The sequence below is a fragment of the Pseudomonas sp. DNDY-54 genome (genome assembly GCF_019880365.1).
GTDB classification, from domain to species: Bacteria; Pseudomonadota; Gammaproteobacteria; order Pseudomonadales; family Pseudomonadaceae; genus Stutzerimonas; species Stutzerimonas stutzeri_P.
Map to the genome: position 1 here is coordinate 780,639 of NZ_CP082271.1, position 23,923 is coordinate 804,561.

At 63.4% G+C, this 23,923-nt stretch carries 26 protein-coding genes and 2 pseudogenes; 20 read left to right on the forward strand and 8 right to left on the reverse strand.

Translation table 11 applies throughout. The features are described 5' to 3' along the window. Positions 1 to 172: 172 nt before the first annotated feature. Positions 173 to 388 (forward strand): hypothetical protein, encoded by a 216-nt coding sequence (locus K4O48_RS03765; RefSeq protein WP_222910753.1) that lies wholly within the window; start codon positions 173 to 175, stop codon positions 386 to 388. Between the two features lie 10 nt (positions 389 to 398). Here K4O48_RS03765 and K4O48_RS03770 read toward each other — a convergent pair whose 3' ends face one another. Genes K4O48_RS03770 through K4O48_RS03785 form a run of 4 tightly spaced genes read right to left on the reverse strand, consistent with a single transcriptional unit; the run spans position 399 to position 3,026 of the window. After that, complete coding sequence (locus K4O48_RS03770; protein WP_222910754.1) at positions 399 to 1,751, reverse strand: sensor histidine kinase; 1,353 nt, start codon at positions 1,749 to 1,751, stop codon at positions 399 to 401. Beyond that, positions 1,748 to 2,413 carry a response regulator transcription factor gene (locus tag K4O48_RS03775; protein ID WP_222910755.1) on the reverse strand — a complete coding sequence of 222 codons (666 nt, stop codon included), beginning with the start codon at positions 2,411 to 2,413 and terminating at the stop codon, positions 1,748 to 1,750. The genes K4O48_RS03770 and K4O48_RS03775 overlap by 4 nt, the downstream gene beginning before the upstream one ends. Continuing rightward, positions 2,413 to 2,718 carry a PepSY domain-containing protein gene (locus K4O48_RS03780; RefSeq protein WP_222910756.1) on the reverse strand — a complete coding sequence of 102 codons (306 nt, stop codon included), beginning with the start codon at positions 2,716 to 2,718 and terminating at the stop codon, positions 2,413 to 2,415. Before K4O48_RS03780 ends, K4O48_RS03775 begins: the two co-directional genes overlap by 1 nt. After that, complete coding sequence (locus tag K4O48_RS03785; RefSeq protein WP_222910757.1) at positions 2,718 to 3,026, reverse strand: PepSY domain-containing protein; 309 nt, start codon at positions 3,024 to 3,026, stop codon at positions 2,718 to 2,720. The genes K4O48_RS03780 and K4O48_RS03785 overlap by 1 nt, the downstream gene beginning before the upstream one ends. Positions 3,027 to 3,186: 160 nt before the next feature. Between K4O48_RS03785 and K4O48_RS03790 the strand changes: the two genes are divergently transcribed. Both K4O48_RS03790 and K4O48_RS03795 read left to right on the forward strand, forming a co-directional pair. Then, positions 3,187 to 3,546 carry a copper-binding protein gene (locus K4O48_RS03790; protein ID WP_073301189.1) on the forward strand — a complete coding sequence of 120 codons (360 nt, stop codon included), beginning with the start codon at positions 3,187 to 3,189 and terminating at the stop codon, positions 3,544 to 3,546. Positions 3,547 to 3,657: 111 nt separating this feature from the next. Further along, positions 3,658 to 3,924 (forward strand): PepSY domain-containing protein, encoded by a 267-nt coding sequence (locus K4O48_RS03795; RefSeq protein ID WP_073301190.1) that lies wholly within the window; start codon positions 3,658 to 3,660, stop codon positions 3,922 to 3,924. Positions 3,925 to 4,021: 97 nt separating this feature from the next. Here the strand turns inward: K4O48_RS03795 and K4O48_RS03800 are convergent, their stop codons facing one another. Beyond that, positions 4,022 to 5,827, reverse strand: coding sequence for a thiamine pyrophosphate-requiring protein (locus tag K4O48_RS03800; RefSeq protein WP_222910758.1), 1,806 nt, complete (start codon positions 5,825 to 5,827; stop codon positions 4,022 to 4,024). Between the two features lie 100 nt (positions 5,828 to 5,927). Next, positions 5,928 to 6,730: pseudogene (locus tag K4O48_RS03805) on the reverse strand (DUF899 domain-containing protein). A gap of 141 nt (positions 6,731 to 6,871) precedes the next feature. On the opposite strand from K4O48_RS03805, the gene K4O48_RS03810 reads away from it, so the two are divergent. The 17 genes from K4O48_RS03810 (at position 6,872) to K4O48_RS03890 (ending at position 21,432) form a co-directional block, all read left to right on the forward strand. After that, positions 6,872 to 7,753: an RluA family pseudouridine synthase gene (locus K4O48_RS03810; RefSeq protein ID WP_222910759.1), complete on the forward strand. Its 882-nt coding sequence runs from the start codon at positions 6,872 to 6,874 to the stop codon at positions 7,751 to 7,753. 266 nt (positions 7,754 to 8,019) lie between these two features. Further along, the gene (locus K4O48_RS03815; RefSeq protein ID WP_222910760.1) at positions 8,020 to 8,796 is read left to right on the forward strand and encodes a DNA-formamidopyrimidine glycosylase family protein; all 777 of its coding nucleotides are present in this window, start codon (positions 8,020 to 8,022) and stop codon (positions 8,794 to 8,796) included. A gap of 69 nt (positions 8,797 to 8,865) precedes the next feature. After that, the gene (locus K4O48_RS03820; protein ID WP_222910761.1) at positions 8,866 to 9,288 is read left to right on the forward strand and encodes a DUF192 domain-containing protein; all 423 of its coding nucleotides are present in this window, start codon (positions 8,866 to 8,868) and stop codon (positions 9,286 to 9,288) included. A gap of 189 nt (positions 9,289 to 9,477) precedes the next feature. After that, on the forward strand, positions 9,478 to 10,323 hold the full coding sequence (phnC, locus tag K4O48_RS03825; RefSeq protein ID WP_222910762.1) for a phosphonate ABC transporter ATP-binding protein: 846 nt from the start codon (positions 9,478 to 9,480) through the stop codon (positions 10,321 to 10,323). Positions 10,324 to 10,386: 63 nt separating this feature from the next. Beyond that, positions 10,387 to 11,394 (forward strand): phosphonate ABC transporter substrate-binding protein, encoded by a 1,008-nt coding sequence (gene phnD / locus K4O48_RS03830; RefSeq protein ID WP_222910763.1) that lies wholly within the window; start codon positions 10,387 to 10,389, stop codon positions 11,392 to 11,394. A gap of 52 nt (positions 11,395 to 11,446) precedes the next feature. Continuing rightward, positions 11,447 to 12,241, forward strand: a complete 795-nt coding sequence (phnE, locus tag K4O48_RS03835; protein ID WP_222910764.1) for a phosphonate ABC transporter, permease protein PhnE — start codon at positions 11,447 to 11,449, stop codon at positions 12,239 to 12,241. A gap of 17 nt (positions 12,242 to 12,258) precedes the next feature. After that, positions 12,259 to 12,981: a phosphonate metabolism transcriptional regulator PhnF gene (phnF, locus tag K4O48_RS03840; protein WP_260523694.1), complete on the forward strand. Its 723-nt coding sequence runs from the start codon at positions 12,259 to 12,261 to the stop codon at positions 12,979 to 12,981. Continuing rightward, positions 12,981 to 13,433 carry a phosphonate C-P lyase system protein PhnG gene (gene phnG / locus K4O48_RS03845; RefSeq protein ID WP_222910765.1) on the forward strand — a complete coding sequence of 151 codons (453 nt, stop codon included), beginning with the start codon at positions 12,981 to 12,983 and terminating at the stop codon, positions 13,431 to 13,433. The genes phnF and phnG overlap by 1 nt, the downstream gene beginning before the upstream one ends. Beyond that, positions 13,433 to 14,032, forward strand: coding sequence for a phosphonate C-P lyase system protein PhnH (gene phnH / locus K4O48_RS03850; RefSeq protein ID WP_222910766.1), 600 nt, complete (start codon positions 13,433 to 13,435; stop codon positions 14,030 to 14,032). The genes phnG and phnH overlap by 1 nt, the downstream gene beginning before the upstream one ends. Further along, entirely contained in the window at positions 14,032 to 15,144 is a 1,113-nt protein-coding gene (locus K4O48_RS03855; protein ID WP_222910767.1) for a carbon-phosphorus lyase complex subunit PhnI, read from the forward strand. The genes phnH and K4O48_RS03855 overlap by 1 nt, the downstream gene beginning before the upstream one ends. Positions 15,145 to 15,146: 2 nt before the next feature. Further along, the gene (locus K4O48_RS03860; protein ID WP_222911984.1) at positions 15,147 to 16,022 is read left to right on the forward strand and encodes an alpha-D-ribose 1-methylphosphonate 5-phosphate C-P-lyase PhnJ; all 876 of its coding nucleotides are present in this window, start codon (positions 15,147 to 15,149) and stop codon (positions 16,020 to 16,022) included. Beyond that, a complete protein-coding gene (gene phnK, locus K4O48_RS03865; RefSeq protein WP_222910768.1) occupies positions 16,019 to 16,831 on the forward strand; it encodes a phosphonate C-P lyase system protein PhnK in 813 nt (270 codons plus the stop codon). Before K4O48_RS03860 ends, phnK begins: the two co-directional genes overlap by 4 nt. Positions 16,832 to 17,021: 190 nt before the next feature. Further along, positions 17,022 to 17,723: a phosphonate C-P lyase system protein PhnL gene (gene phnL, locus K4O48_RS03870; protein WP_222910769.1), complete on the forward strand. Its 702-nt coding sequence runs from the start codon at positions 17,022 to 17,024 to the stop codon at positions 17,721 to 17,723. Then, positions 17,713 to 18,858: an alpha-D-ribose 1-methylphosphonate 5-triphosphate diphosphatase gene (locus tag K4O48_RS03875; RefSeq protein ID WP_222910770.1), complete on the forward strand. Its 1,146-nt coding sequence runs from the start codon at positions 17,713 to 17,715 to the stop codon at positions 18,856 to 18,858. Before phnL ends, K4O48_RS03875 begins: the two co-directional genes overlap by 11 nt. Next, positions 18,858 to 19,418, forward strand: a complete 561-nt coding sequence (phnN, locus tag K4O48_RS03880; protein ID WP_222910771.1) for a phosphonate metabolism protein/1,5-bisphosphokinase (PRPP-forming) PhnN — start codon at positions 18,858 to 18,860, stop codon at positions 19,416 to 19,418. Before K4O48_RS03875 ends, phnN begins: the two co-directional genes overlap by 1 nt. Then, the gene (phnP, locus tag K4O48_RS03885; protein ID WP_222910772.1) at positions 19,409 to 20,182 is read left to right on the forward strand and encodes a phosphonate metabolism protein PhnP; all 774 of its coding nucleotides are present in this window, start codon (positions 19,409 to 19,411) and stop codon (positions 20,180 to 20,182) included. The genes phnN and phnP overlap by 10 nt, the downstream gene beginning before the upstream one ends. Continuing rightward, positions 20,179 to 21,432: an MFS transporter gene (locus K4O48_RS03890; RefSeq protein ID WP_222910773.1), complete on the forward strand. Its 1,254-nt coding sequence runs from the start codon at positions 20,179 to 20,181 to the stop codon at positions 21,430 to 21,432. The genes phnP and K4O48_RS03890 overlap by 4 nt, the downstream gene beginning before the upstream one ends. A gap of 123 nt (positions 21,433 to 21,555) precedes the next feature. On the opposite strand, the gene K4O48_RS20630 is transcribed toward K4O48_RS03890, so the two are convergent. After that, complete coding sequence (locus K4O48_RS20630; protein WP_409518933.1) at positions 21,556 to 22,344, reverse strand: methyl-accepting chemotaxis protein; 789 nt, start codon at positions 22,342 to 22,344, stop codon at positions 21,556 to 21,558. A 117-nt stretch (positions 22,345 to 22,461) separates the two neighbouring features. Then, a pseudogene (locus tag K4O48_RS20635) lies at positions 22,462 to 23,469 on the reverse strand (cache domain-containing protein); the annotation flags it as partial. Positions 23,470 to 23,923: the final 454 nt, after the last annotated feature.

Consider the following 23,923-nt stretch of genomic DNA (forward strand, 5'->3'; position numbering starts at 1 on the left):
CTGGAATGGGTTTTCTGGCCTGGCTGGCCTACGGTGGCCACGAGCGAAAGTGAGGCGGGGCGGGGCCTGCAAGGTTACAGTTTGTTGTCGATGGACGGTCATCTGACGAGTGGTCTGGAATCTCCTAGTGCCTCGCAGGGTCTTTGGTTCAGACATAACCCACGAGGCCCCCATGAAAACCCTGTCCCGACACCTGGCCGACAATTTTCCCGCTGACTATCAGACCCGCGTGGAGCCGCAAGACGATGGTTACCTGGTCGTACGCGTCGGCTATCCCATCAACGGTACCGAGGCCATTCGGATGGTCTCTGGCCGTCAGGTACAGAACGGCTTGTTGGTCGAAACCATGCTCGAGGACATGCGCAACGAACTGGCCCGCACCCAGTAACCCACTCGCGTCATTCGCTGTTTCCCGACTCTTGATATCCCTGCCGGTGTTTCTGCTTCGGTAGGTAAACGCGTGCGCACAGGCCGCCGAGCGCGCTTTGTTCGAGCATCAGCTGGCCGTTCCACGCGGCCAGAATATCCCGCACGATGCCAAGCCCCAGTCCATGCCCTTCGGCACGCTCGTCGAGCCGTGTGCCGCGCTCCAGCACCGCGTTGCGACGTTCGGCCGGGATACCCGGTCCGTCATCTTCCACTCGAATGTGATAGCCCGCCGGCGATTGTTCGATGCTCAGCAGCACCTCTGAACGCGCGAACTTGCAGGCATTGTCGAGCAGATTGCCGAGCAGCTCGAGCATGTCTTCCCGGTCCCAGGGCAGACGGCAATGCTCATGCGTATGCCAACGCAACTGAAGGTCCCGGCGGTGAATCATCTGCAGTGTTTCGAAGAGCGGCGCGAGCTCTTGTGCGCAGTCGAAATAGGCACCAGGCAATACGTCACCCGCCAGGCGGGCTCGGCCCAGTTCGCGGGACACCCGTTGTTGGATCTGTTCTAACTGTTCGCGAAGGTTTGTCTGCAGATGCGGGTGGGCAGTCAACGCCTCGTGCTGAACGAGACTGCCGAGTACCGCCAGCGGGGTTTTCAATGCATGGCCAAGATTGCCGAGGGCATGCCGCGACCGCTTCAGCGTGTCGTCGGTGTGCGCCAGCAGATGATTGATCTGCTCCACCAGCGGTTGCAGCTCGATCGGCGCCTGGATGTCCAGCTGCTGGCGTTCGCCCTGCTGCAGCTGTGCAATCTGCTGGCGCGCGCGCTCCAGCGGGCGCATGGCGCGTTTGACCGCGTAGCGCTGCAGCAGCAGAAACACCAGCAGCGCCAAGCCGACCAACCCAAGGCCGCCGAGGCGAACCTGAGCGAAGCTCTTCAGGATCGGCGTGTAATCGCGCGCCACGTTGATCACGATGGCCTGGCCGTCACGACGGTATTCGGCGCGGTAGCTCAACAGCCGCTGATCCTGCGGACCGTCCAGCAGTTCATCGGCCAGCCCATTGTCGGTGGGCCAAGCCGGTTCGGCGTCCCACAGCGAGCGCGACCGCCAGCTGCGCGCAGGCAGGTCGATATGGAAGTAGTGACCGGAAAATGCTCGTTGATAACGTGGGCTGAGCCGGCTGGTATCCAGCTTGAACCCCTCTGGACCCTGCACCACCGCAATGAGCAGGCCTTCGGTCTCGTCCCGCAGGTCGATGGCGAGGTTGCGGCGCAGGCCGGCCTCGAATAGCCACAGGCTGCTCTGCACGAGCAACAGGCCGATCAGCAGCAGGCCGGAAATCAGGCCGAGGCTGAGGCTGCGCTGAATGGATTTCAAGAACGGCCGCCGAAGCGATAACCTTGGCCGCGACGGGTTTCGATCAGCTCGCGGCCGAGCTTGCCGCGTAAGCGATTGACGTGCACTTCGATGACGTTGGAGTCGCGCTCGGTTTCGCCGTCATACAGGTGCTCCGCAAGTTGGGTTTTCGATAACAGCTGGCCGGGGTGCAGCATGAAATAGCGCAACAGCCGAAACTCGCCGGCGGTCAGTTCGATGGCCTGGCCATCCTTGTGGCAGCGCTGGCGTGCTTCGTCCAGCGCCACGCCGCCAACCTCGAGCAACGGCTGGTTGGCGACGCCATGGGCGCGTCGCAGCAGCGCCTGAATACGCAGCAGGAGTTCTTCGGGGTGGAAGGGTTTGGTCAGGTAGTCGTCGGCACCGGCTTTCAGTCCTTCGATGCGCTCGGCCCAGGAATCGCGGGCGGTCAGAATGAGCACTGGCGTGGCCAGGCCGCGCCCTCGCCAGGCGCGCAACACCTCAAGCCCCGGCTTGCCGGGCAGGCCGAGGTCCAGAACGATCAGGTCATAGGGTTCGCTGCTGCCCTGGTAGTCGGCGTCGCGGCCATCGGTCAGCCAATCGGTGGCGTAGCCCTGGCGGCCGAGGCTGGCGGTCAGCTCATCGGCCAGCGGTACGTTGTCTTCGACCAATAACAGGCGCATCAGTCTTCTTCGTCCTTGAGCAGGCGGCCGTCGCGCGCGTCCAGTTCCAGCTCGCGGGCGACGCCGTCGGCGGTCAGCAATTCGATTTCGTAAACGTAAACGCCATCCTCTTCTTCCAGTTCTGCCTCAAGCAATCGGGCGCCTGGGTGGCGAGCCATGGCCTGCTGCAACACACTTTCCAAGGGCTGAATCAGCCCGTCACGCCGCAGCCGCAAGGCTTCGTCCTGATCGAGGTCGCGGCTCGCCACCGGTGTGGCGGCGAGCAGCAAAACCAGTGGAAGGGTGAGAAGGGTGGCGGGTCGCATTAGTCGTCCTGATGGTCCTTGAGTACTTCGCCGGTCTTGGCGTCGAGCTCTAGGTCCCATTGCACACCTTTGTCGTCGCGCAATTCAACCTGATAGATGTGGCGACCGTATTCTTCTTCCAGTTCGGTTTCCTCGACGGTGGCCCCGGGGTGTTTGGCGATGGCCGCCTCGTTGAGCTTCTCGAACGATTGGATGGTGCCTGCATCGCGCAATTTCAGTGCCTCATCCGGGCCGAGGTCACGAGCCATGGCCAGGTTGGCGCCAAGGGTAAGGGTGGCGGCAGTGATCAGCGTAGTCAGTGTTTTCATGGTTTCGTTTTCCTGTGTGGGTTTCGACGCTTCACAGGTTATGGGGCATGGCTTACGCGAAGCTGAACGCGACGATGCGCGGAAAAGCCGGCTGGCAGAGCAATAGGGGCGACCGCATTGTCCAATACGGCGTACGTCCACCTGATCCAGGAGGTCCGTCATGAAAGCGTTCTATTGCGTCACGCTCAGTCTTGTACTGCTTGCCCCGGCTGCGCTCGCTCAGGATCTACTCAAGCCTGCGGCCCCTTCAGATTCTCCGGATATCGATGCCGGCCCGGCCACCGAAATGGTCTCCGAACCCGTTATGCGCGCGACCGGCACGATTGAGGCAATCGATCGTGAGCGAGGCGTGGTGACCATCGCCCACGGCCCGGTGCCAGCGTTGAAATGGCCGGCTTCGACCATGGAATTTCAGGCCCGTCGCGAACAGCTGGAAGGGTTGGCCAAGGGCGATGCGGTGCAGATCGGTTTCCAAAGCGAAGGGGATGAGGCTGCGTTGGTCTCCATCGACAAGCGTTGATACAGACAGGCCGCCGGCACGGACGGTTGCAGTGAACCAATCACCCACCGTTGAGCTCGTATTTTCAAGGGCCACGGTGTGGCTCGTCCCGATAACACGAGGAATTCAATCATGTACCACAAGAAATTGACCGCTGCCCTTGCCGTTGCTGTGTTGGGAACTACCAGTGGCGTAGCACTGGCTGATCAGCCGGGCGCCGACTGGATCACTCTTGAGCAAGCCGTGGAAAAAGCCAAGGCTGCCGGCTACACCACGCTGCACTCCATCGATGCCGATGGTGACTCCTGGGAAGGCGAAGGCATGAAGGCTGACGGCAAGGTCTGGGAGTTCAAGATTGACGGTAAATCCGGTGAAGTGACCCGCGATAAAGAAGACTGATCGTGTGCTGATCCCGCGCGGCAAAGCCCTCTTTGCCGCCTGGGCGGGCCGGCTCATTCCTGATCCGGCCTAGCCCTCCAAGGCTTGCAGGTTCTGACTATTGCGAGTCCTTGTCTTTGTTACGATTCGGCATCACCTTGGCGAAGATCTGCTTGGCTGACTGCACCAGAATACCGGCCTGATCGGGGTCGCCTTGCAGCAGTGTCGTGGCGTACTTCTTGATCTGATCGATCTTCAGATGCGGCGGTAAAGGCGGCACGTTGGGGTCGGTCTTGAATTCGATCAAGACCGGCCGGTCCGCGGCGAAGGCCTGCTCCCAGGCGGCAACAACCTGATCCTCACGATCGACATAGATGCCAACCAGCCCGATGGATTCGGCAAAACGGTGGTAGGGCACGTTGGGAATGTTCTGCGACGCTTCGAACTTCGGATCGCCCTCCATGACCCGTTGCTCCCAGGTCACCTGATTCAGATCCTCATTGTTGAATACGCAGCAGATCCATTGCGGGTTCTCCCATTCCTGCCAGTACTTGGCCACCGTGATCAGCTCGGCCATGTTGTTCATCTGCATTGCACCGTCGCCCACCATCGCCACCACCGTGCGCTCCGGATGGCAGAACTTGGCTGCTATGGCGTAGGGCACTGCCGCCCCCATGGAGGCCAGCCCACCGGACAGCGAGCCCATCATGCCGCGACGCAGGTGAATGTCGCGCGCGTACCAGTTAGCGCAAGAGCCTGAATCGCTGGTGACGATGCTCATGTCCGGCAACCGCGGCGAGAGCTCAAGCGCCACGCGCTGCGGATTGATCGGCTCGGCCGAGACCATGGCGCGCTCGACCAGCGTGTCGTCCCAGTCGTCTCGCCAGTTCTCGATGCGATCCCGCCACTCGCGATCTGCCTTGTGCAGCAACAGTGGCAGCAGGGCGCGCAAGGTCTCCGCCGAGTCCCCTTGCAGGTTCACTTCCATCGGATAGCGGATGCTGAGCATGTCCGCCTTGAGGTCGACCTGTACGCCGCGGGCCTGGCCTTCCTCGGGGAGGAATTCGGAGTAGGGGAAGCCCGACCCCACCATCAGCAGCGTGTCGCATTCATTCATCATCTTGTAGCTCGGTTCGGTGCCGAGCAGGCCGATCGAACCGGTTACCCATGGCAGGTCATCCGGCACCGCGGCCTTGCCCAGCAGCGCCTTGGCCACGCCCGCCCCGAGTTTCTGCGCCACCGCGATGATTTCATCGGTGGCGTCCAGCGCGCCTGCGCCTACCAGAATCGCGACCTTCTTGCCGGCGTTGAGCACCTCGGCCGCACGGATCAGGTCTGTGTTGTAGGGCACCATCTTTGGACGGCTGTACCCGATGCCGGAAAATACCGCGCCGTGGCTCCGCGGAGGGTCGCTGTATTCCATTTCCTGTAAATCGTTGGGCAGGATGATCGCCGTGACCGTGCGCTGGCCCAGCGCCGTGCGTATCGCTCGGTCGACCAGATGGCGAACCTGCGCCGGGGTGCTGGCCTGTTGTACGAAAGCGCCGGCGACATCCTTGAACATAGAGGCCAGATCGACCTCCTGCTGGTAGTGCGCGCCCATGGCGGTACGGGCCTGCTGGCCAGCGATCGCCAGTACCGGCATGTGGTCCATGCGGGCGTCGTACAACCCTGTTAGCAGATGCGTTGCGCCTGGGCCGGAGGTGGCGATGCACACGCCCAGCCCGCCGTTGAACTTGGCATCGGCCGAGGCCATGAACGCAGCCATTTCCTCATGCCGCGCCTGGATGAAGCGGATCTTCTCATTGGCGCGATTGAGCGCGCCGAACACGCCGTTGATGCCATCGCCCGGATAGCCGTAAATGCGCCGAACGCCCCATTGATAGAGGCGTTCGATCAGGAAGTCACCAACTGTTATCGCCATGAGATTTCGCCTGGTCTGGACTGGAAGCAGCCCAGGCGACGATTGCCGTACGCCTGGTGTATTAGTCTGGACCGGGCGCTGCCGTCAGGGTTCGCGGGTTTCAGCCGGATGACAGCGTCTCTGCCTGATGACAGCAGCCTTGGCTGGTAGCCGAATCATTGCGATTGGCGCGGCCGGTTGCATCTACGGTGTCCGCACTGCCGTAGCGATCATGGTGACGCACCCAGTCGGTCAAGTTGTACCGCGGCCCGTTTTCGTTGCGCCCGTTAGGGGTCATGTCCAGCAGTACATAGCTGCCCGGCAACTCCTCGGCGCCACGCCCATAGGCGGAAAAGGTGTGATAGATACGCCCGTCCTCGTCGCGATAGAACACGCTAAAGCCCGATAGCTCTTCGCAGACGAAGGGCTCCCAGGCGAAGTTGTGGAAGACCTTGCCGTCGACGATGTCCTCGGGATCGAAAGACACGTGAAAGTCACGGTTGAAATCACTACCCGCCGAAGACACCCAGCGAATGCTCCAGCCATGCGCCTGCGAAAGGCATCGAGGGCTGCGAAGGGCCCGCGCGAGACCGCGACGACACTGACATCGTGATTAGCCAGATGCACCAGCGTTCCCTGCAGATGGTCCATCTCGAACGAGCAGCCGACACAGCCTTCCTGCCAGTCTGGGCCGAACATGAAGTGCTTGATGATCAGCTGGCTACGGCCCTCGAAGAGGTCGTCCAGGCTCACCGTGCCCAGTGCGTCCTGAAAACGGTAGTCCTTCTCCACCAGCGTCCAGGGCAATTCGCGACGGGCGGCGGCCAGGGCCTCGCGTTGATGGGTGACCTGTTTTTCCTTGATCAGATGTTCGGCGTGAGCGGCCAGCCATTGCTGGCGGGAAACGATCGAGTGGTTCGTCACTGCGGGCCTCCGGTAGCGCGGCGCGCATCGGGATTCCGATGCATTCAAGCAATGGTCGATTGGCTTTTGCGCAAATCGACAGCGAGGTGCGGGCCGTTCAGTCGGGTATCATCAACGGCCGTTTCCTCCAGCATCGCCGCCATGCCCGTTCCCGCCGCCCGCAGCACCCTGCATCTGCCCCAAGGTCACTGGGCCACTGTGCTTGACTGCCTATGTGCGCATTTTCAGGCAATTGACCGGGCGACCTGGCTCGATCGTTTCGCCCGCGGCCGCGTGCTGGGTGCGGACGGGCAGCCACTGGCGCTCGACCACCCTTATCAGGTGGGTTTAAAGGTTTATTACTTCCGTGAGGTGCCGGACGAGAAGCCGATCCCGTTCGAGGAAGCCGTGCTGCATCTGGACGACCACCTGCTGGTGGCGGACAAGCCCCACTTTCTGCCGGTGATGCCGGCTGGCGAATACGTCAACGAGACGCTGCTGGCGCGCCTGAGCAAGCGTGTGGGCAATCCCGATCTGGTGCCGATCCATCGCATCGACCGACTGACGGCTGGGCTGGTGCTGTTCTCGACCAATCCCGAGAGTCGCGGTCGCTACCAGGCGCTGTTCCGCGAGCGCCGTATCGACAAGCGTTATGAGGCGATCTGCCCGGCGCTGCCTGACCTTGAATTTCCTCGTGTAGAGCGGTTGCACATGATCGACGGCGAGCCGTTCTTCCTGATGAAACGCGGCGACGGCGAACCCAACAGCGAGACGCGCATCGAGGTGCTCGAACGTCGTGGCGAGCTTTGGCGTTACGCGCTCTATCCGGTTACCGGACGCAAACATCAACTGCGCTTGCAGATGGCCACGCTGGGTGCCGGTATCTGCAATGACCCCTTCTATCCCGAGCTGATCGAGCGCGGCCGGCGTGATCAGGATGACTATTCGAAGCCGCTGAAGCTGCTGGCACGTGGGCTGGAATTTACCGATCCGCTGACCGGCGAGCGGCGCCGGTTCGAGAGTCGCCTGCAGTTGAATTGGTAGACCGCTCCGTTAGCCCCCGGTAGGCGGCATGGTCCTGTTTGAAGGAGCGAGCTTGCTCGCGAATCCTATGGGATACCGTTGCAAAAGCTTCGCCAGCGAGCTGGCTCTTGCAAAATTGAGTGGTATTCCGGACAGCTGGAAGCGTCTTACCGACACCTGAGCGCAGCAGGTCTCGACGGTCCCTTGGCTTGCTCGAGCGGGTGGCTGACACCATCTCAGTCGCCCCTAGTCGATATTGTTAACGCCCCAGCCGAAGCGATATCGCCATGCCTGAAGGTCCATCTATCGTCATCCTTCGCGAAGAAGCTGCCATATTCACCGGCAAAACCATCGAGCGCGCGGAGGGCAATAGCAAGCTCGACACATCACGGTTGGTCGGCCAGACGGTGCGTTCGTTTCGCAGTTGGGGCAAACACTTCCTGATCGAGCTGGACGATGTGTCCCTGCGTATCCATCTGCTGCTGTTCGGCAGTTACCGGATCAACGAGCGCAAGGAATCCGCGCCGCGCCTGAGCCTGGGCTTTGCCAACGGCGAGCTGAATTTCTACGGCTGCTCGGTGCAGTTCATCGAAGGCCCGCTGGATGAGGCCTATGACTGGAGCGCCGATGTGATGAGCGACGCTTGGGACAGCCGTGCCGCACTGAAGAAGCTGCGCGCACGGCCCCGGCTGCTGGCCTGCGATGCACTGCTGGACCAAACGCTGTTTTCCGGCTCCGGCAACATCATCAAGAACGAAGTGCTGTTTCGCACGCGCATCCATCCACTGTCACTGGTCGGCGAGCTGCCGGCGACCAAGTTGCGGGCGCTGGTTAACGAAGCACGGACCTACAGCTTCGATTTCCTTCAGTGGAAGCGCGAGGGCACCCTCAAGGCGCACTGGTTGGCGCATACCAAAAGGACCTGCCCGCGCTGCAAGATTCCCTTCGTCAAAGCCAAGTCACTGGGCCGTAGCCAGCGCCGCAGTTTTTATTGCGAGCGTTGTCAGAAGCGCTACGGCGATAGCGATCAGGTGGCAGCTGAACAACCCGCCCCCGATGCCTAGCAAGGCAGTCGATGTATGCTTCGTCGGCTTGCAGCCGCCTGCGTTCTCCACTCCGAGGTCGACCGTTCCATGCGTACCGCTTTGCTGTCATCGCTCGTTGCCCTGGCCGGGCTCGCCACTGCTCACGCCAGTGAGCCGCTGCTCGACCTGCAGGTTGGCGCAACGCCACTCAAGGCTGAATACGCCCGCTCTCCCGACGAGCGCGCGCGCGGCCTGATGGAGCGCACCGAGCTCGCGGCGGATCGCGGCATGCTGTTTCGCTTCGGCGATTTCCGCCGTCACTGCCTGTGGATGAAAGACACGCCGCTGCCGCTCTCGGCGGCCTTCATGGACGAGCAGGGGCGCATCGTCGATATCCTCGATCTGCAGCCGCTGGACACCACGATCCGCTGTTCGCGCGAGTCCGCGCGTTACGCGTTGGAAGTGAACCAGGGCTGGTTTCGTCAACACCGACTCGAGGTTGGCGATCAGGTGACCGGCATCCCGGACTAGTCCCGATACGACGGGCCGACACCGGTCGGCGAGCGAGACGGCACGCGCCTGCTTGTCCGTTGCGCCTGTTTAGACAAGTCATCGAACGGTCACAGTCCTTTCACCGAAACGACATGGGTCGTGCCTAAGGTCATGCCTCATCAGACGGCCGCCAACGGTTGCCGTCGTTCTCGATGAGGGAGTCGGTCCATGAGTGCGGTGATCCGTGTCGACAGTCTGAACAAGACCTTCGCAGGCAAACGTGCCCTGCATGACCTGGCGCTGTCCGTTCAGCCAGGTGAGATGGTGGCGCTGATCGGCGCATCCGGTTCCGGCAAGTCCACGCTGCTGCGGCACATCGCGGGGCTGGCCTGCGGTGATCGCGCGGGTGGCCATATTCAGGTGCTGGGGCGCGAGGTGCAGTCGGCGGGACGTCTGAACGCGGACGTGCGGCGGTTGCGTGCCGACATCGGCTACATCTTCCAGCAGTTCAATCTGGTCAATCGCCTCAGCGTGCTGGACAACGTGCTGCTGGGCTTTCTCGGGCGTATGCCGCGCTGGCGCGGCTCGCTGGGCATGTTCAGCGCCGAGCAGAAGCAACAGGCAATGGCGGCCCTGGACCGCGTGGGGCTGGCGCATCGTGCCGAACAGCGTGCTTCGACGCTCTCCGGTGGCCAGCAGCAGCGCGTGGCCATCGCCCGTGCGCTGACGCAGCAGGCCGAAGTGATACTCGCCGATGAGCCGATCGCCTCGCTCGACCCCGAGTCCGCGCGCAAGGTCATGGACATCCTCGCGGACATCAATCGCCTCGACGGGAAGACCGTTGTCGTCACGCTGCATCAGGTCGACTACGCCCTGCGTTATTGCCAGCGGGCGGTGGCCTTGAAGGACGGCCGTATTCATTACGACGGTGCCTGTGCCGACCTCGATTCGCGGCTTCTCAACGATCTCTATGGCGCCGATCTCGACGCCAGCCTGCTGTTCTCCGATCAGACCCGCACACCTGCCGTTCCAGTGCCTGAACAGGTGCGGACGCTGAGCCTGGCGCGGGCCTGATTTCTCGATTTTCTGATGCCACGCATGCCAACCCCACCGTCATCCAATGACAGGAGCTTTTCCATGTTCAATCGTATTGGCCGCGTACTGGCCGCCTCTGCCTTGTTGACCGGCTCGCTGCTGGGCAGCGCGTACGCGGAAGACAAGGAACTGAATTTCGGCATCATCTCCACCGAATCCTCGCAGAACCTGCGGGCCGTCTGGGATCCCTTCCTCGCGGCCATGAGCGAGCGCACCGGGATGAAGGTCAATGCCTTCTTCGCGCCGGATTACGCCGGCATCATCCAGGGCATGCGCTTCGACAAGGTCGACCTGGCCTGGTATGGCAACAAGTCGGCGATGGAAGCCGTGGACCGCGCCGGCGGCGAAATCTTCGCCCAGACCGTCGCGTCCAACGGTGCGCAGGGTTACTACAGCCTGCTGGTGGCGCACAAGGACAGCCCCATCAACTCCGTCGAAGACATGCTCAAGGACGCCAGCAAGCTGACCTTCGCCAACGGCGATCCGAATTCGACCTCGGGCTATCTGGTGCCGGGCTACTACGTGTTCGCCAAGAACAAGGTAGACGCCAACAAGATCTTCAAGCGCTCGCTCAATGGCAGCCACGAAGTGAATGCGTTGTCGGTCGCCAACAAGCAGGTAGACGTCGGCACCTTCAACAACGAGGGCATGGAGCGTCTGGAGTTGACCGCGCCGGAGAAGGCCGCGCAACTCAAGGTGATCTGGACCTCGCCGCTGATTCCAGCTGACCCAATGGTCTGGCGCAAGAACCTGCCGGACGCGACCAAAGCCGACATTCGCGAGTTCTTCATGACCTACGGCGACAAGCCCGACGAAATGGAGGTGCTGGCTGACCTGCAGTGGGGCAAGTTCCGCGCCTCGGATGATGACCAGCTGCTGCCGATCCGTCAGTTGGAGCTGTTCAAGAAGCGTAGCGAAGTCGCCAACAACGCCAAGCTGGACGACAGCGACAAGCAGGCTCAATTGAAGGAACTGGACGCCCAGCTCGCCGCGCTCGAGCAGCGCATGGCCGAGATCGAGCAGAAAACCGCCGCCGCTACGGCTGGCTGATCCGCTGGCCGCCGCGCAAGCGGCGGCCGACTTCTGTTTGCCGGAGCATCCGATGACTTCACTAACCGCGCATACCCCAGTTGCCGCGCCGCAGAAACACTCGTGGTTCAAGCTGGTTGGCTGGGGACTGTTTCTCGCACTGCTGGGTTGGTCCTGGCAGGGCGCCGAGATGAACCCGCTTATGTTGATCCGTGACGCCGGCAACATGGCGACCTTCGCCGCCGACTTCTTTCCCCCGGATTTCAGCAACTGGGAGCTGTACCTGACGGAGATGATCGTCACCGTGCAGATCGCCCTTTGGGGCACGGTACTGGCCATCCTCTGCGCGATTCCGCTGGGCATTCTCTGTGCCGATAACATCGTGCCCTGGTGGGTCTACCAACCGGTCCGGCGCTTGATGGACGCGTGCCGCTCGATCAATGAAATGGTCTTCGCGATGCTCTTCGTCGTTGCGGTCGGCCTCGGGCCTTTCGCCGGCGTACTGGCGCTGTTCGTCGGCACCACCGGCGTGCTTGCCAAGCTCTTCGCCGAAGCGGTCGAAGCGATTGAGCCAGGCCCGGTTGAAGGCGTGCGCGCCACCGGTGCCAGCGCGCTGCAAGAGGTCATCTTCGGTGTCATTCCACAGGTGCTGCCGTTGTGGATTTCCTACGCGCTGTATCGCTTCGAATCCAACGTGCGCTCGGCGACGGTGGTGGGCATGGTCGGCGCCGGCGGCATCGGCGTAATTCTCTGGGAGGCCATTCGCGGCTTCCAGTTCGGCCAGACCTGCGCGCTGCTGATCGTCATCGTGGCGGTGGTCAGCGTGATCGACATCATCTCCCAGCGCCTGCGCAAACTCTTCATCTGACCGGAGACCGGCGCCGTGTGCGTCCTTTTTTAGCCATGCACCTGTCTAGACAACCTCAACCGCGATACCTGCAACTGGCCGCTCAGTTGCGTGAGGAGTTACGCCACTTGCAGCCCGGCGATCAGTTGCCCGGCGAGGTCCAGCTCGCGACCCGGTTTGCGGTCAATCGGCATACGCTGCGCCGCGCCATCGATGAGCTGGTCAGCGAGGGCCGCGTGCTGCGCCAACAGGGCCGCAGTACACGAGTGCTGGCGCGTCCGCTGATCTATCCGCTGGCGGCCGGCAGTGCCTACAGCGAGTCACTCTCGGCGCAGGGGCACGGTGTCCAGGCGCGGCTGCTGCAACGCCAGCTGCGTTCGGCCACATCGGAAGAGGCCGACTACCTGAAGCTGGGCGAGGGTGCGACCTTGCTGGAGCTGCATACCTTGCGGCTGCTCGACCAGCAACCGGTCAGCCTGATCCGACACCGCTTCTGTGCCAGTCACCAGACGTTGCTGGAGGACTACAACGGCGGGTCGCTGCGCCAGTACCTGGCCGAACGTCAACTGCCGCTGCACCGCGCCTTCAGCCTGATCGGCGCCCGGCTGCCCACGTCGGACGAGGCTGACCAGTTGCTGATGCCGCGCCACGCGCCACTGCTGACCGTACTCACCCTTTCACATGACCTGGCCGGGCGGCCGGTGGAGCTGTCGCTGTCGACCAGCCGCGCCGATTGCTTCCAGTACCAGGTCGCCACCTGATGGAGACGCGCATGACCCCAGAAATTGCCACTCGCCAACGCTGGATGGGCGTGCTTGCCCGTGCTGGCGATGAGCTGGCGCGCTACGAGGCCGAGCTCAAGGACATCAACTACCAGCTGGTCCGCGCCCCGGAAATCGGCATGACGTTGGTTCGCGGCCGCATGGGCGGTACGGGTGCCGCGTTCAACCTCGGAGAAATGACCGTTACCCGTTGCGTGGTACGGCTTGGCGATGGCCGGACCGGCTACAGCTACGTCGCCGGGCGCGACAAGCGCCACGCTGAACTGGCCGCGCTGGCCGATGCGCACTTGCAAGGTCGCGATCAGGCGCATTGGCAGGCGCAAGTCATCACGCCGCTCGCCTCCATCCAGGCGGCACGCCGCGCGGCGCAGGACGCCGAAACCGCCAGCAGCAAAGTGGAATTTTTCACACTGGTCAGAGGAGAAGACTGATGAGCGCAGATCTTTTGCATCCGGCGTTCGACGATCAGGTGCTCGACAGCCAGCGCGTGTTTCGCACCGCGCTCAAGGCGCTCGCCGAGCCTGGCCTGACGCAGCCGCTGATCTCCGTACAGGCGCTTGAACCTCTGGCCCCGGCGAGCTACGCGCTGTGCCTCAGCCTGCTCGATGGCGATACGCGGTTGTGGCTGGCTCCTGCGTTCGATACGCCGACGGTGCGTGCCAACCTGGCGTTTCATTGCGGCTGCCCGATCGTGGCCGATCGCGAATCGGCTGATTTCGCGCTGCTCGGTGTTCAAGAGCTGGTCGATCTGTCCGGTTTCTGCACCGGCAGTGAACGCTTTCCCGACCAGTCCTGCACGTTGCTGGTCCAGGTCAATGCCCTCGAGGGTGGCGCAGCGTTGAGTTGGAGCGGCCCAGGGATTTTCGGCCAGCGCGAGGTGGGCCTGCCGGTACCGGCTGCGTTCTGGCAGCAGCGCGCCGCTCGCAATGATTTCCCGCGCGGGCTGGACCTGTTTTTTGCCGCCGACCAGTCCCTGATCGGCTTGCCCCGCAGCACCCGCATAGCCGCATCGATAGAGGAGGTCGCCTGATGTACGTAGCCGTCAAAGGTGGCGAGCAGGCCATCGATAATGCTCACCGGCTGCTGGCGAAGAAGCGCCGCGGCGATACCGCCTTGCCCGAGTTGAGCGTCAAGCAGATCCGTCAGCAACTGCCGTTGGCGGTGGCTCGGGTGATGGCCGAAGGGTCGCTGTTCGATGAGGAGCTGGCGGCGCTGGCGATCAAGCAGGCGGCTGGCGATCTGCTCGAAGCGATCTTCCTGCTGCGCGCTTATCGCACGACGTTGCCGCGCTTCGGCGCCAGCGTCCCTCTTGAAACCGCGCAGATGCGTCCGAACCGGCGCATCTCGGCCACCTTCAAGGATTTGCCCGGCGGCCAGCTGCTCGGCCCGACCTTCGATTACAGCCATCGCCTGCTGGATTTCAGCCTGCTGGCCGAGGGCGAGCATCCCGGTCCGGAACTCGATCCTCAAGCCGAGCTTGCAGCCTGTCCACGTGTGCTCGATCTGCTCGCAAAGGAAGGCTTGATGAAGCCCGAGCGGGGCGACGATCAGGCGGTGCCGGACATCACCCGCGAACCCCTGGAGTTCCCCAGCGGTCGCGCCCAACGGCTACAAGCGCTGGCCCGTGGCGATGAAGGTTTTCTGCTGGCGCTGGGCTATTCGACCCAGCGCGGTTATGGCCGCAATCACCCCTTTGCCGGGGAAATCCGCATTGGCGATGTCGAGGTCTGGATGGAACCGCCAGAGTTGGGCTTCGCCGTACCGCTGGGCGATATCGAAGTGACCGAGTGCGAGATGGTCAACCAGTTCGTCGGCGGGCAGGGCATCGACCCGCAGTTCACCCGCGGCTACGGGCTGGCCTTCGGTTACGCCGAGCGCAAGGCCATGGGCATGGCATTGGTCGATCGTGCGCTGCGCGGCGCCGAGTATGGCGAGACGGTGCAAGGCCCGGCGCAGCAGGAAGAGTTCGTGCTGATGCACTGCGACAACGTCGAAGCCGGTGGCTTCGTCTCACACCTCAAGCTGCCGCACTACGTCGATTTCCAGTCGGAACTGGAGTTGATTCGCAAGCTGCGCCGCGCACCGGTCGAGGAGACCGCCACGACCGAGTCCGAGCCCGATGCCAAGGAGCGCCGCGCATGAATATGGCCGTTATTGACCGTCAGCCCGGCGCGACAGAGCAGGGTTACAACTTCGCCTACCTCGACGAGCAAACCAAACGCATGATCCGCCGCGGGCTGCTCAAGGCCGTGGCGATTCCCGGTTATCAGGTGCCTTTTGGCGGGCGCGAAATGCCGTTGCCCTACGGCTGGGGCACCGGCGGCATGCAGCTGACCGCCGCCATTCTGGGCGCCGAAGACGTACTCAAAGTGATTGATCAGGGCGCCGATGACACCACCAACGCGGTGTCGATCCGCCGCTTCTTCGCCCGCACCGCGGGGGTTGCCACTACCACTCGCACGCCCGAGGCGACAGTGATCCAGACCCGCCATCGGATTCCGGAAACGCCGCTGCGCAACGACCAGATCATGGTCTATCAGGTGCCGATCCCCGAGCCGCTGCGCTTCATCGAACCGTCGGAAAGCGAGACCCGGACCATGCACGCGCTGGCCGATTATGGGGTCATGCACGTCAAGCTCTACGAAGACATCGCCACCTTCGGCCATATCGCCACCAGCTACGCCTACCCGGTAACGGTGGACGGCCGCTACGTGATGGATCCGTCACCGATCCCGAAATTCGACAATCCGAAACTGAACATGAGCCCGGCGCTGATGCTGTTCGGCGCCGGCCGCGAAAAGCGCCTCTATGCGTTGCCGCCCTACACGGACGTGCGCAGCCTGGATTTTGAGGATCACCCCTTCGCCATCCAAGCGTGGGGCCAATGCTGCGCCTTCTGCGGCAGTGACAGTTCCTACCTCGACGAACTCATTGTCGACGACGCCGGAACCAAGCGCTTCGTCTGCTCGGATACCGATTACTGCACGCAACGCCGCGACGCCCAGGAGGCCGCCGAATGAACGCCGCGCTCGAACTGCAACAACCCGCCAGCCGCCTTGATCAGCCCTTGCTGTCCGTCCGCGGGCTGACGCGCCTGTACGGGCCGGACACCGGCTGCCAGGGCGTCGACTTTGATCTTTATCCTGGTGAAGTGCTGGGCATCGTCGGTGAGTCCGGCTCCGGCAAATCCACGCTGCTCAGCCTGCTCTCCGGACGCTGCCCGCCCGACCGGGGATCGGTCAGCTATCGCGGCCGCGACGGTGCCTGGCTCGATCTCTACGCCGCCAGCGAGGCGGAGCGCCGTAGCCTGCTGCGCACCGAGTGGGGCTTTGTCGAACAGAACCCGCGCGACGGGCTGCGCATGGGCGTTTCGGCCGGCGCCAACATCGGCGAGCGGCTGATGGCCCAGGGGCAACGGCATTACGGCCAGCTGCGTCAGGCTGGGCTGGACTGGCTGAGCCAGGTAGAGATCGACCCGGCGCGCATTGACGATCTGCCGCGTACCTTCTCCGGCGGCATGCAGCAACGTTTGCAGATCGCTCGCAACCTGGTGTCCGGTCCGCGCCTGGTGTTCATGGACGAGCCCACCGGCGGCCTTGATGTATCCGTTCAGGCGCGCCTGCTCGACCTGTTGCGTGGGTTGGTGCACGAGCTGGATCTGGCCGTGGTGATCGTCACCCACGACCTGGCAGTGGCAAGGCTGCTGGCGGATCGGCTGATGGTCATGCGCCGCTCCCGCGTCGTGGAAACCGGCCTCACCGATCAGATTCTCGATGACCCGCAGCACCCTTACTCGCAGCTGTTGGTCTCGTCGGTGCTGCAGCCATGAGGGGGCTTACAACCAAGCCGCGTATGGCGGTCGGTTCGTCGCGAAAAGCTTCGCCAGCAAGCTGGCTCCTACAGGAGGGCGATGTCGGCCGCGAGTGCTGGGAGGTTTCCGCTTTCGTAGGAGCGAGCTTGCTCGCGAACCAGGTACGCAGGCCCGACTTCAGGCCGTTTTCTATGTTGCGAGGTTACCCATGAGCAGCCCAATCGAGGTCCGCGACCTCCGCAAATCCTTCACCCTTCATCAGCAGCACGGCGTGACCCTCGATGTGCTGCGAGCGGTCAGCTTTGCTGTCGCGCCAGGCGAATGCCTGGTACTGCACGGTCGCTCCGGCGCGGGCAAGTCGACGCTGCTGCGTTGCCTGTACGGCAACTACCTGGCCACGGGCAGCATCCGCCTGCAGCATCGCGGCGAGCCGTTGGAGCTGGTCGGCGCCGAGCCGCGACAGCTGCTGGCAGTGCGCCGCGAAAGCCTCGGCTATGTCAGCCAGTTTCTGCGGGTGATTCCACGCGTGCCGTGTCTGGAGGTGGTCATGGCGCCGGCGCTGGCGCGTGGCTGGGATCGTGAGCAGGCGCGTTTGCGTGCCGAAAGCCTGTTGACCCGGCTGAACATTCCCGAGCGCCTCTGGCAGTTGGCACCCGGGACCTTTTCCGGCGGCGAGCAGCAGCGTGTGAACCTGGCGCGCGGCTTCATGGTGCAGTGGCCCGTGCTGCTATTGGACGAGCCAACCGCCTCGCTGGATGAGGCCAACTGTCGGGTGGTGCTGGAGCTGATCAGTGAGGCCAAGGCCGCAGGGGCCGCGCTGATCGGCATCTTCCATGACCGCGCGATCCGCGAAGCAGTCGCCGACCGCTACCTGGACATGACTGCCGAGGAGCATCGCCATGCCTGCTGAACTGATTCTGACCAACGCCCGCGTCGTTACCGCTGGGCGGGTGATCGACGGCACGCTGGTGATCCGTGACGGGCTGATTGCCGAACTCAACGAAGGCAACAGCCAGCTGCCCCAGGCACAGGATCTGGGTGGCGACTACCTGATGCCCGGTCTGGTCGAGTTGCACACCGACAATCTGGAAAAACACATGACGCCGCGCCCCGGCGTCGACTGGCCCTCGGCCTCGGCGGTGCTGACCCACGATGCGCAGATTGTCGCTGCGGGCATCACCACGGTGTTCGACGCCTTGTCCATCGGCGACATCAACCCGCGCGGCAAGCGCATGCAGCAGTTGCCGGCCATGCTTGACGCCATCGCGCATGCCGAAGCGGCGGGTGACACCCGTGCCGAGCACCGGCTGCACCTGCGCTGCGAGGTGTGCCATCCGGACGCGCTGAGCCTGTTCCGCGACCTGGTGGAGCAGCCGCTGGTGCAACTGGTATCGGTGATGGACCATTCGCCGGGCCAGCGCCAGTTTGCCCACGCGCAGAAATACCGCGAGTACTACATGGGCAAGTACCACCTCAGCGAGGCGGAGATGGATGCGTTCAGTGACCAGCAGATCGCCAATTCCCAGCAGCATAGCGACCGCCAGCGCCGCGCCGTCGTCGACATCTGCCAGGCTCGTGGCTTGGCGCTGGCCAGTCACGATGACGCGACACTTGCGCATGTCGAGGAATCGGCCGGCTTCGGCATGGCCATCGCTGAATTTCCGACTACCTTCGAGGCGGCCGAGGCCAGCCATGCGCGCGGGCTCAAGGTGCTGATGGGCGCCCCGAACATCGTTCGCGGTGGCTCGCATTCGGGCAACATTGCTGCGGCGGATCTGGCCCGTCGCGGAGCGCTGGATATCCTTTCCAGCGATTACTACCCGGCGAGCTTGCTACAGGCTGCTTTCATGCTCTCGGCGCTGGGCAACGGCTATGACTTGCCCAAAGCCATCGCCACGGTCAGTCTGGCACCGGCTCGGGCCGCGGGGCTCGATGATCGTGGCGAGATCAGCCCCGGTCTGCGCGCCGATCTGCTGCACGCGAGCGACAGGCACGGCCTGCCAGTGGTCAGACAGGTATGGAGACAAGGCAGAAGGGTGTTTTGATGAAGGGACGATTGATCTATCTGATGGGCCCCTCCGGCGCCGGCAAGGACAGCCTGCTGCTGGCTGCCCGCGAGCCGCTGCAGGCGCGCGGGTGTCGGATCGCGCGGCGCGTCATCACCCGCTCCGCGGAAGCCGCGGGGGAGGATGCCCTGGCGGTGACCGAAGCCGAATTCGAGCAGCTGCGCCGCAACGGTGCGTTCGCGCTGAACTGGCACGCCAACGGCTTGCACTACGGCATACCCCAGCAGATCGACGAGTGGCTGGCGGCGGGTGAGGATGTGCTGGTCAACGGGTCGCGCGGCTATCTGAGCGAGGCGCGTGCGCGGTACCCGCAGCTGCAGGCGGTACTGCTTACCGTGGCGCTGCCTGTGCTGCGTCAGCGCCTGCTGGCGCGCGGGCGTGAGTCGATTGAAGAGATCGAGGCACGGCTTACCCGCAACGAACAATTTCGCTCGGCGGCGGAGCAGAGCGAGGCGCTGATACTGGATAATTCCGGGCCGCTGGATCAGACCGTGCAGCGTTTGCTTCAGTTGATCGACCAGGCCCGCGCATGCGCCTGACCATCCTCGGCAGCGGCAATGCCCGCCTGGTGCCGGTGTACAACTGCGAATGCGCGGCTTGCGAGCGCGCGCGGCTCGATCCGGTCTGGCGCCGCGGGCCATGCTGCGCCTTGATCGAATGCGGCTCGCAGCGCTGGTTGATCGACAGCGGCCTGACCGATCTCACCGAGCGTTTCACGCCCGGCAGCCTCAGCGGGATCCTGCAGACTCATTACCACGCCGACCATGCGCAAGGGCTGTTGCACCTGCGCTGGGGGCTGGGCTTGCGCATTCCGGTACATGGTCCGAGCGATCCTGAGGGCCTGGCCGATCTCTATAAGCACCCGGGCATTCTGGATTTCTCAGAGCCCTTCGAAGTGCTCGAGCATCGTGCGCTGGGCGAGCTGGGTGTCACGGCATTACCGCTCAACCACTCCAAGCCGACCCTGGGCTATCTGTTCGAAGGAGAGGGACGCCGCATCGCCTATCTCACGGACACGCTGGGGGTGCCGGATGCCAGCCTGAGCGTACTGCATCAGCGGCCGCTGGACCTGCTGGTGCTGGACTGCTCGAGCCCGCCCCAAGCCGCACCGCAGAATCACAACGACCTGACCCTGGCGCTGGCGGTGATTGCCGAGCTGCAACCGAAACAGGCGCTGCTGACCCATATCGGCCACAATTTGGATACTTGGTTGCTGGACAACCCTGACGCGTTGCCGGCTGGCGTCAGCATGGCCTGCGACGGCCAGTCCCTGAGTTTCGCCGCGATGGTGGATGCCAAATGAGCCCTAACGAGGCTTCACCGCCTGATTCCAACGCAAGCCCCGCTGCTCGCCGCCTCACCTTGGTCATGTGCCTCGCCGAAACGCTGGGTATGGCCGGCTTTGCACTCTTTGCTGCTTTGCTGCCTGAGTTTCAGGTGCTCTGGCAGCTGGATAACACCGAAGCAGGCTGGATCGGTGGCGGATTCTTTCTGGGTTACATGCTCGCGGTGCCGGTGCTGACCGGGCTGACCGATCGCCACGATGCGCGGCTGATCTACCTCTGGGCAATGCTGTTGACCGCCTTCGCCAGCGCTGGCTTCGTGTTGGCTGATGACTTCTGGTCGGCGCTGCTCTGGCGCGTGCTGGCCGGCGTTGGCCTGGCCGGTACCTACATGCCCGGGCTCAAGGCCCTGTCCGAACGGATCGAGGGCCCGGCGCAGTCGCGTGCGATCGCGTTCTACACCGCGAGCTTCGGGCTGGGCACGGCGCTGTCCTTTCTGCTTGCCGGCGAACTGGCGAAGCTTGGCGGCTGGGAACTCCCCGCGCTGCTCAGCGGGGGCTGTGCGCTTCTTGCGTGGGTGATGGTGTGGCGCGGGTTGCCGCCCAAGCCGGTCGCCCTGCATGAGCCGCGGCACTGGCTGGATTTGGCCCCGCTGATGGAACGGCCCGTCATCGCCTATTGCCTGGCCTATGCCATGCACAACCTTGAGCTGTTCGCCTTTCGCGCCTGGCTGGTCGCCTTCATCGTGTTCGCCGGTGACTGGCAGGGCCAGCCGACCTGGCTGAGCGGAGCCTGGGTGGCGATGCTGGCAACACTCATCGGGATGCCGGCCAGCATTCTTGGCAACGAGATGGCGATTCGCTTCGGCCGGCAGCGCTGGCTGATGACCGTAATGCTGCTGTCCGCCGTGCTGGCTGGCCTTGTCGGCCTCGGCGCGGCGTTGCCATTCTGGGCGCTGTTGATTTTGATCCTCTGCTATAGCGTCACGGTGACCGCGGACTCGGCGGCGCTGACCTCCGGGCTGGTGGCGGTGGCGCCGGCCAGCCACCGGGGCGCGGCCATGGCGCTGTATTCCTGTACCGGCTTTACCGGTGCGTTCCTCGGGCCATTGTTATTCGGCATGGTGCTCGACGCGCTGGGCGACGATCAGCTGTCGGGTTGGTGGGCCGCCTTCGCCCTGATGGGGCTGCTGCTGTTGCTCGGGCCGCTGGCCCTGCGTTGGGCCAGCCGACCCCATGGCGATGTTTGTCCGCAGCCGCGCCAGATCTGAGCGGGGCGGCTAGTCCAACGGCAAGTCGGGAATCCGCTTGTTGAATCCGTGTGCGCTGGCTGCATGAGAACAGCTAGCCCTGAAGCTGGAAGCCACGATCCACGCAGCTTCCAGCTCGAGCCATCAGTGCTTGAACTGCCCCACCAACGTTTGCAGGTCCGCCGCGAGATGGGCGAGCTGGTTGCTGGCCTGCGCGGTCTGACCGGCTGATTCGGTCACCCGGTCGGCCACTTGGTTAATGTTCACCACGTTCTGGCTGATTTCATCGGACACCGCGCTCTGCTGCTCGGCAGCGCTAGCGATCTGGATGTTCATGTCGCTGATGCGGGTCACCGCGCCGGTGATGCTGACCAGCGACGCACCAGCCTGCTGGGCCTGGAGCACGCTGGAATCCACCTGGGCCCTGCCTTGATGCATTACCTCGGCAGCGTTCTGCGCGCCGGTTTGCAGCTGTTCGATCACCTTTTGAATCTCGAGGGTCGATTGCTGGGTACGCGATGCGAGCGTGCGAACCTCGTCTGCCACCACGGCAAAACCGCGGCCTTGCTCGCCGGCCCTCGCAGCTTCGATGGCCGCGTTCAAGGCCAGCAGGTTGGTCTGCTCGGCGACCCCGCGGATGACCTCCAGCACGGCGCTGATGCTCTGACTGTCGGCCTCCAGCCGCTGGATGGCAGAGGCGGTGCGTTCTACCTCGGCCGAGACGCTCTCGATCGAGCTGACCGTCTGGTGCACCAGCTGCTGCCCTTGCTGGGCTTCACGGTCGGCCAGTTGTGCCGATTCGGCGGCTTGGGCGGCATTGCGTGCGACGTCCTGTACGGTGGCGGTCATCTCGTTCATGGCTGTGGCCACTTGCTCGATTTCGTGGCGCTGTTGCGCGACGTCACGGTTGAATTCGTCAGTGATCGCGGACATTTCCTCGGCGGCGGCGGCCACTTGAGTGGTGGAACCGGCCACCTCACTGACCAGTCGACGCACTTTTTCGGCGAACTGGTTGAAGGCCCCGGCCAGCTCGGCTACCTCGTTGCGCCCGTGCTCCTCCAGGCGGCGGGTGAGATCCCCTTCACCGGCCGCGATGTCGCGCATGGCATCGACCGCGACGCGGATCGGTCTCACGATGCTGCGTGCCACAAGGGAAGCGATCAGTAGGCCGAGGGCAATGGCAATGCCAGCCACTATCAACGCGGTATCACGCATATCCGTGAGGGCATCGGCGTAGTGGGTGCGATCCATGGCAACTTCCAATACACCCAGGGGTTTGCCGGAAAAGTCATGCACCGCTGAGACAAGTACTGCTACTGGCCGATCACTGGCTTGTGTCCGGAAGAGAACATCCTGCCCAGCAAAGGCTTGTGCACGTTGGCTGTCGCTGACCAGCGCACTACTCTGGAATGTGGTGGCGAAAGGCATGAAGCTGCCTTTCTCGTCGCGCAGTGTCAGGCCCACATCGACGTTGTACCGTGCCTTGAACGCGTCGAAGAATGCCTGGCCGAAGGACAATCCGAACTCTACCGAGCCCACATGGCGGCCCTGATGGCTGATCGGCACCAGCCCGCGAATACCCAGCCCGGCCACCCCGGACTCCACCCCGCGTACGGGCGCCTGCTTGGCGTTGGTTTCGATAATGGTCTGACGGATCGCGGAGAGGTCATCACCAAACTGAGCTGGCTTGTGCACCCGCAAGAATGACGTCGCAGGCGCTTTGTGGAATTGAAACTGGCTCAGACCATAGTCACCTGCCAACTTCTTGTAGCCGGGCACGAACAGGTCAGAGAGGCGTTCACGGTCGTTATCGGCCATGGCCTGCTGGACCTCGGGAATGCTAGCCACTAACGCTGAGAGACGCTCGGCGGTGAGGCTTTCCGAAGCAATCGCAGTGCTGATGTTATCGAAGATGCTGCGAAGTTCGCGGCGCTCGGTATCGGCCAGAACACTCTCGAAGCGGATGAAAAACAAGGAAGCGAGGGTGGCAACGGTCACTATCAGCAACAGCACAAAGCTGATCGCGATACGTTGACCGATCCTGATATTGGCAAACATGCATGAGCTCCCGGCAGTGACGGGTCTGCCGATAGGATTGGGGTGGGAGATGTGTTGGATGAGGGTGCCTGGGTACAGGCGATGCTGAGTTATCGACAGTCGGAGAGTGTGCTTTAGTTTTTTTGGCGCTCTGCCGCCGGGTTCTCAGGCATGAACCTGGGGGCTGTTGACGTTTCAGCGCGTCCGCGCCCGGCTCTTCGGGTTGCGCGGCAAATGTCACCATGCGGCGTTGCGGGACTTGGCAAGGGAGCGACCATTCCCTGCGTCCCGCGCCTTGCCTGGCGACATTTTGCGCAGCAACGCGGAGTGCGCTGAAACGTCAACAGACCCTAGCGCCGACGTTGGAAAAGCCTTCGAAGCGGGGCGAGTCGTCATGAGCGAATCCAGCCTTGAAACGGCGCGCGCTGCACGGAGGCGCCCAGGGGGCGAAGCGGTTGCTCGCTTGCCGTCACGT

What these genes read in the sequence shown, in the direction of transcription:
- K4O48_RS03855 (WP_222910767.1), top strand. Translation starts at nt 14,032, where the DNA reads ATGTACGTAGCCGTCAAAGGTGGCGAGCAGGCCATCGATAATGCTCAC.
- K4O48_RS03780 (WP_222910756.1), bottom strand. Translation starts at nt 2,718, where the DNA reads ATGCGACCCGCCACCCTTCTCACCCTTCCACTGGTTTTGCTGCTCGCC.
- phnP (WP_222910772.1), top strand. Translation starts at nt 19,409, where the DNA reads ATGCGCCTGACCATCCTCGGCAGCGGCAATGCCCGCCTGGTGCCGGTG.
- K4O48_RS03860 (WP_222911984.1), top strand. Translation starts at nt 15,147, where the DNA reads ATGGCCGTTATTGACCGTCAGCCCGGCGCGACAGAGCAGGGTTACAAC.
- K4O48_RS03890 (WP_222910773.1), top strand. Translation starts at nt 20,179, where the DNA reads ATGAGCCCTAACGAGGCTTCACCGCCTGATTCCAACGCAAGCCCCGCT.
- K4O48_RS03875 (WP_222910770.1), top strand. Translation starts at nt 17,713, where the DNA reads ATGCCTGCTGAACTGATTCTGACCAACGCCCGCGTCGTTACCGCTGGG.
- phnD (WP_222910763.1), top strand. Translation starts at nt 10,387, where the DNA reads ATGTTCAATCGTATTGGCCGCGTACTGGCCGCCTCTGCCTTGTTGACC.
- K4O48_RS03800 (WP_222910758.1), bottom strand. Translation starts at nt 5,827, where the DNA reads ATGGCGATAACAGTTGGTGACTTCCTGATCGAACGCCTCTATCAATGG.
- K4O48_RS03820 (WP_222910761.1), top strand. Translation starts at nt 8,866, where the DNA reads ATGCGTACCGCTTTGCTGTCATCGCTCGTTGCCCTGGCCGGGCTCGCC.
- K4O48_RS03790 (WP_073301189.1), top strand. Translation starts at nt 3,187, where the DNA reads ATGAAAGCGTTCTATTGCGTCACGCTCAGTCTTGTACTGCTTGCCCCG.
- phnE (WP_222910764.1), top strand. Translation starts at nt 11,447, where the DNA reads ATGACTTCACTAACCGCGCATACCCCAGTTGCCGCGCCGCAGAAACAC.
- K4O48_RS03775 (WP_222910755.1), bottom strand. Translation starts at nt 2,413, where the DNA reads ATGCGCCTGTTATTGGTCGAAGACAACGTACCGCTGGCCGATGAGCTG.
- phnG (WP_222910765.1), top strand. Translation starts at nt 12,981, where the DNA reads ATGGAGACGCGCATGACCCCAGAAATTGCCACTCGCCAACGCTGGATG.
- phnH (WP_222910766.1), top strand. Translation starts at nt 13,433, where the DNA reads ATGAGCGCAGATCTTTTGCATCCGGCGTTCGACGATCAGGTGCTCGAC.
- phnN (WP_222910771.1), top strand. Translation starts at nt 18,858, where the DNA reads ATGAAGGGACGATTGATCTATCTGATGGGCCCCTCCGGCGCCGGCAAG.
- K4O48_RS03765 (WP_222910753.1), top strand. Translation starts at nt 173, where the DNA reads ATGAAAACCCTGTCCCGACACCTGGCCGACAATTTTCCCGCTGACTAT.
- phnK (WP_222910768.1), top strand. Translation starts at nt 16,019, where the DNA reads ATGAACGCCGCGCTCGAACTGCAACAACCCGCCAGCCGCCTTGATCAG.
- K4O48_RS03785 (WP_222910757.1), bottom strand. Translation starts at nt 3,026, where the DNA reads ATGAAAACACTGACTACGCTGATCACTGCCGCCACCCTTACCCTTGGC.
- K4O48_RS20630 (WP_409518933.1), bottom strand. Translation starts at nt 22,344, where the DNA reads ATGTCCGCGATCACTGACGAATTCAACCGTGACGTCGCGCAACAGCGC.
- phnC (WP_222910762.1), top strand. Translation starts at nt 9,478, where the DNA reads ATGAGTGCGGTGATCCGTGTCGACAGTCTGAACAAGACCTTCGCAGGC.
- K4O48_RS03810 (WP_222910759.1), top strand. Translation starts at nt 6,872, where the DNA reads ATGCCCGTTCCCGCCGCCCGCAGCACCCTGCATCTGCCCCAAGGTCAC.
- K4O48_RS03795 (WP_073301190.1), top strand. Translation starts at nt 3,658, where the DNA reads ATGTACCACAAGAAATTGACCGCTGCCCTTGCCGTTGCTGTGTTGGGA.
- phnL (WP_222910769.1), top strand. Translation starts at nt 17,022, where the DNA reads ATGAGCAGCCCAATCGAGGTCCGCGACCTCCGCAAATCCTTCACCCTT.
- K4O48_RS03815 (WP_222910760.1), top strand. Translation starts at nt 8,020, where the DNA reads ATGCCTGAAGGTCCATCTATCGTCATCCTTCGCGAAGAAGCTGCCATA.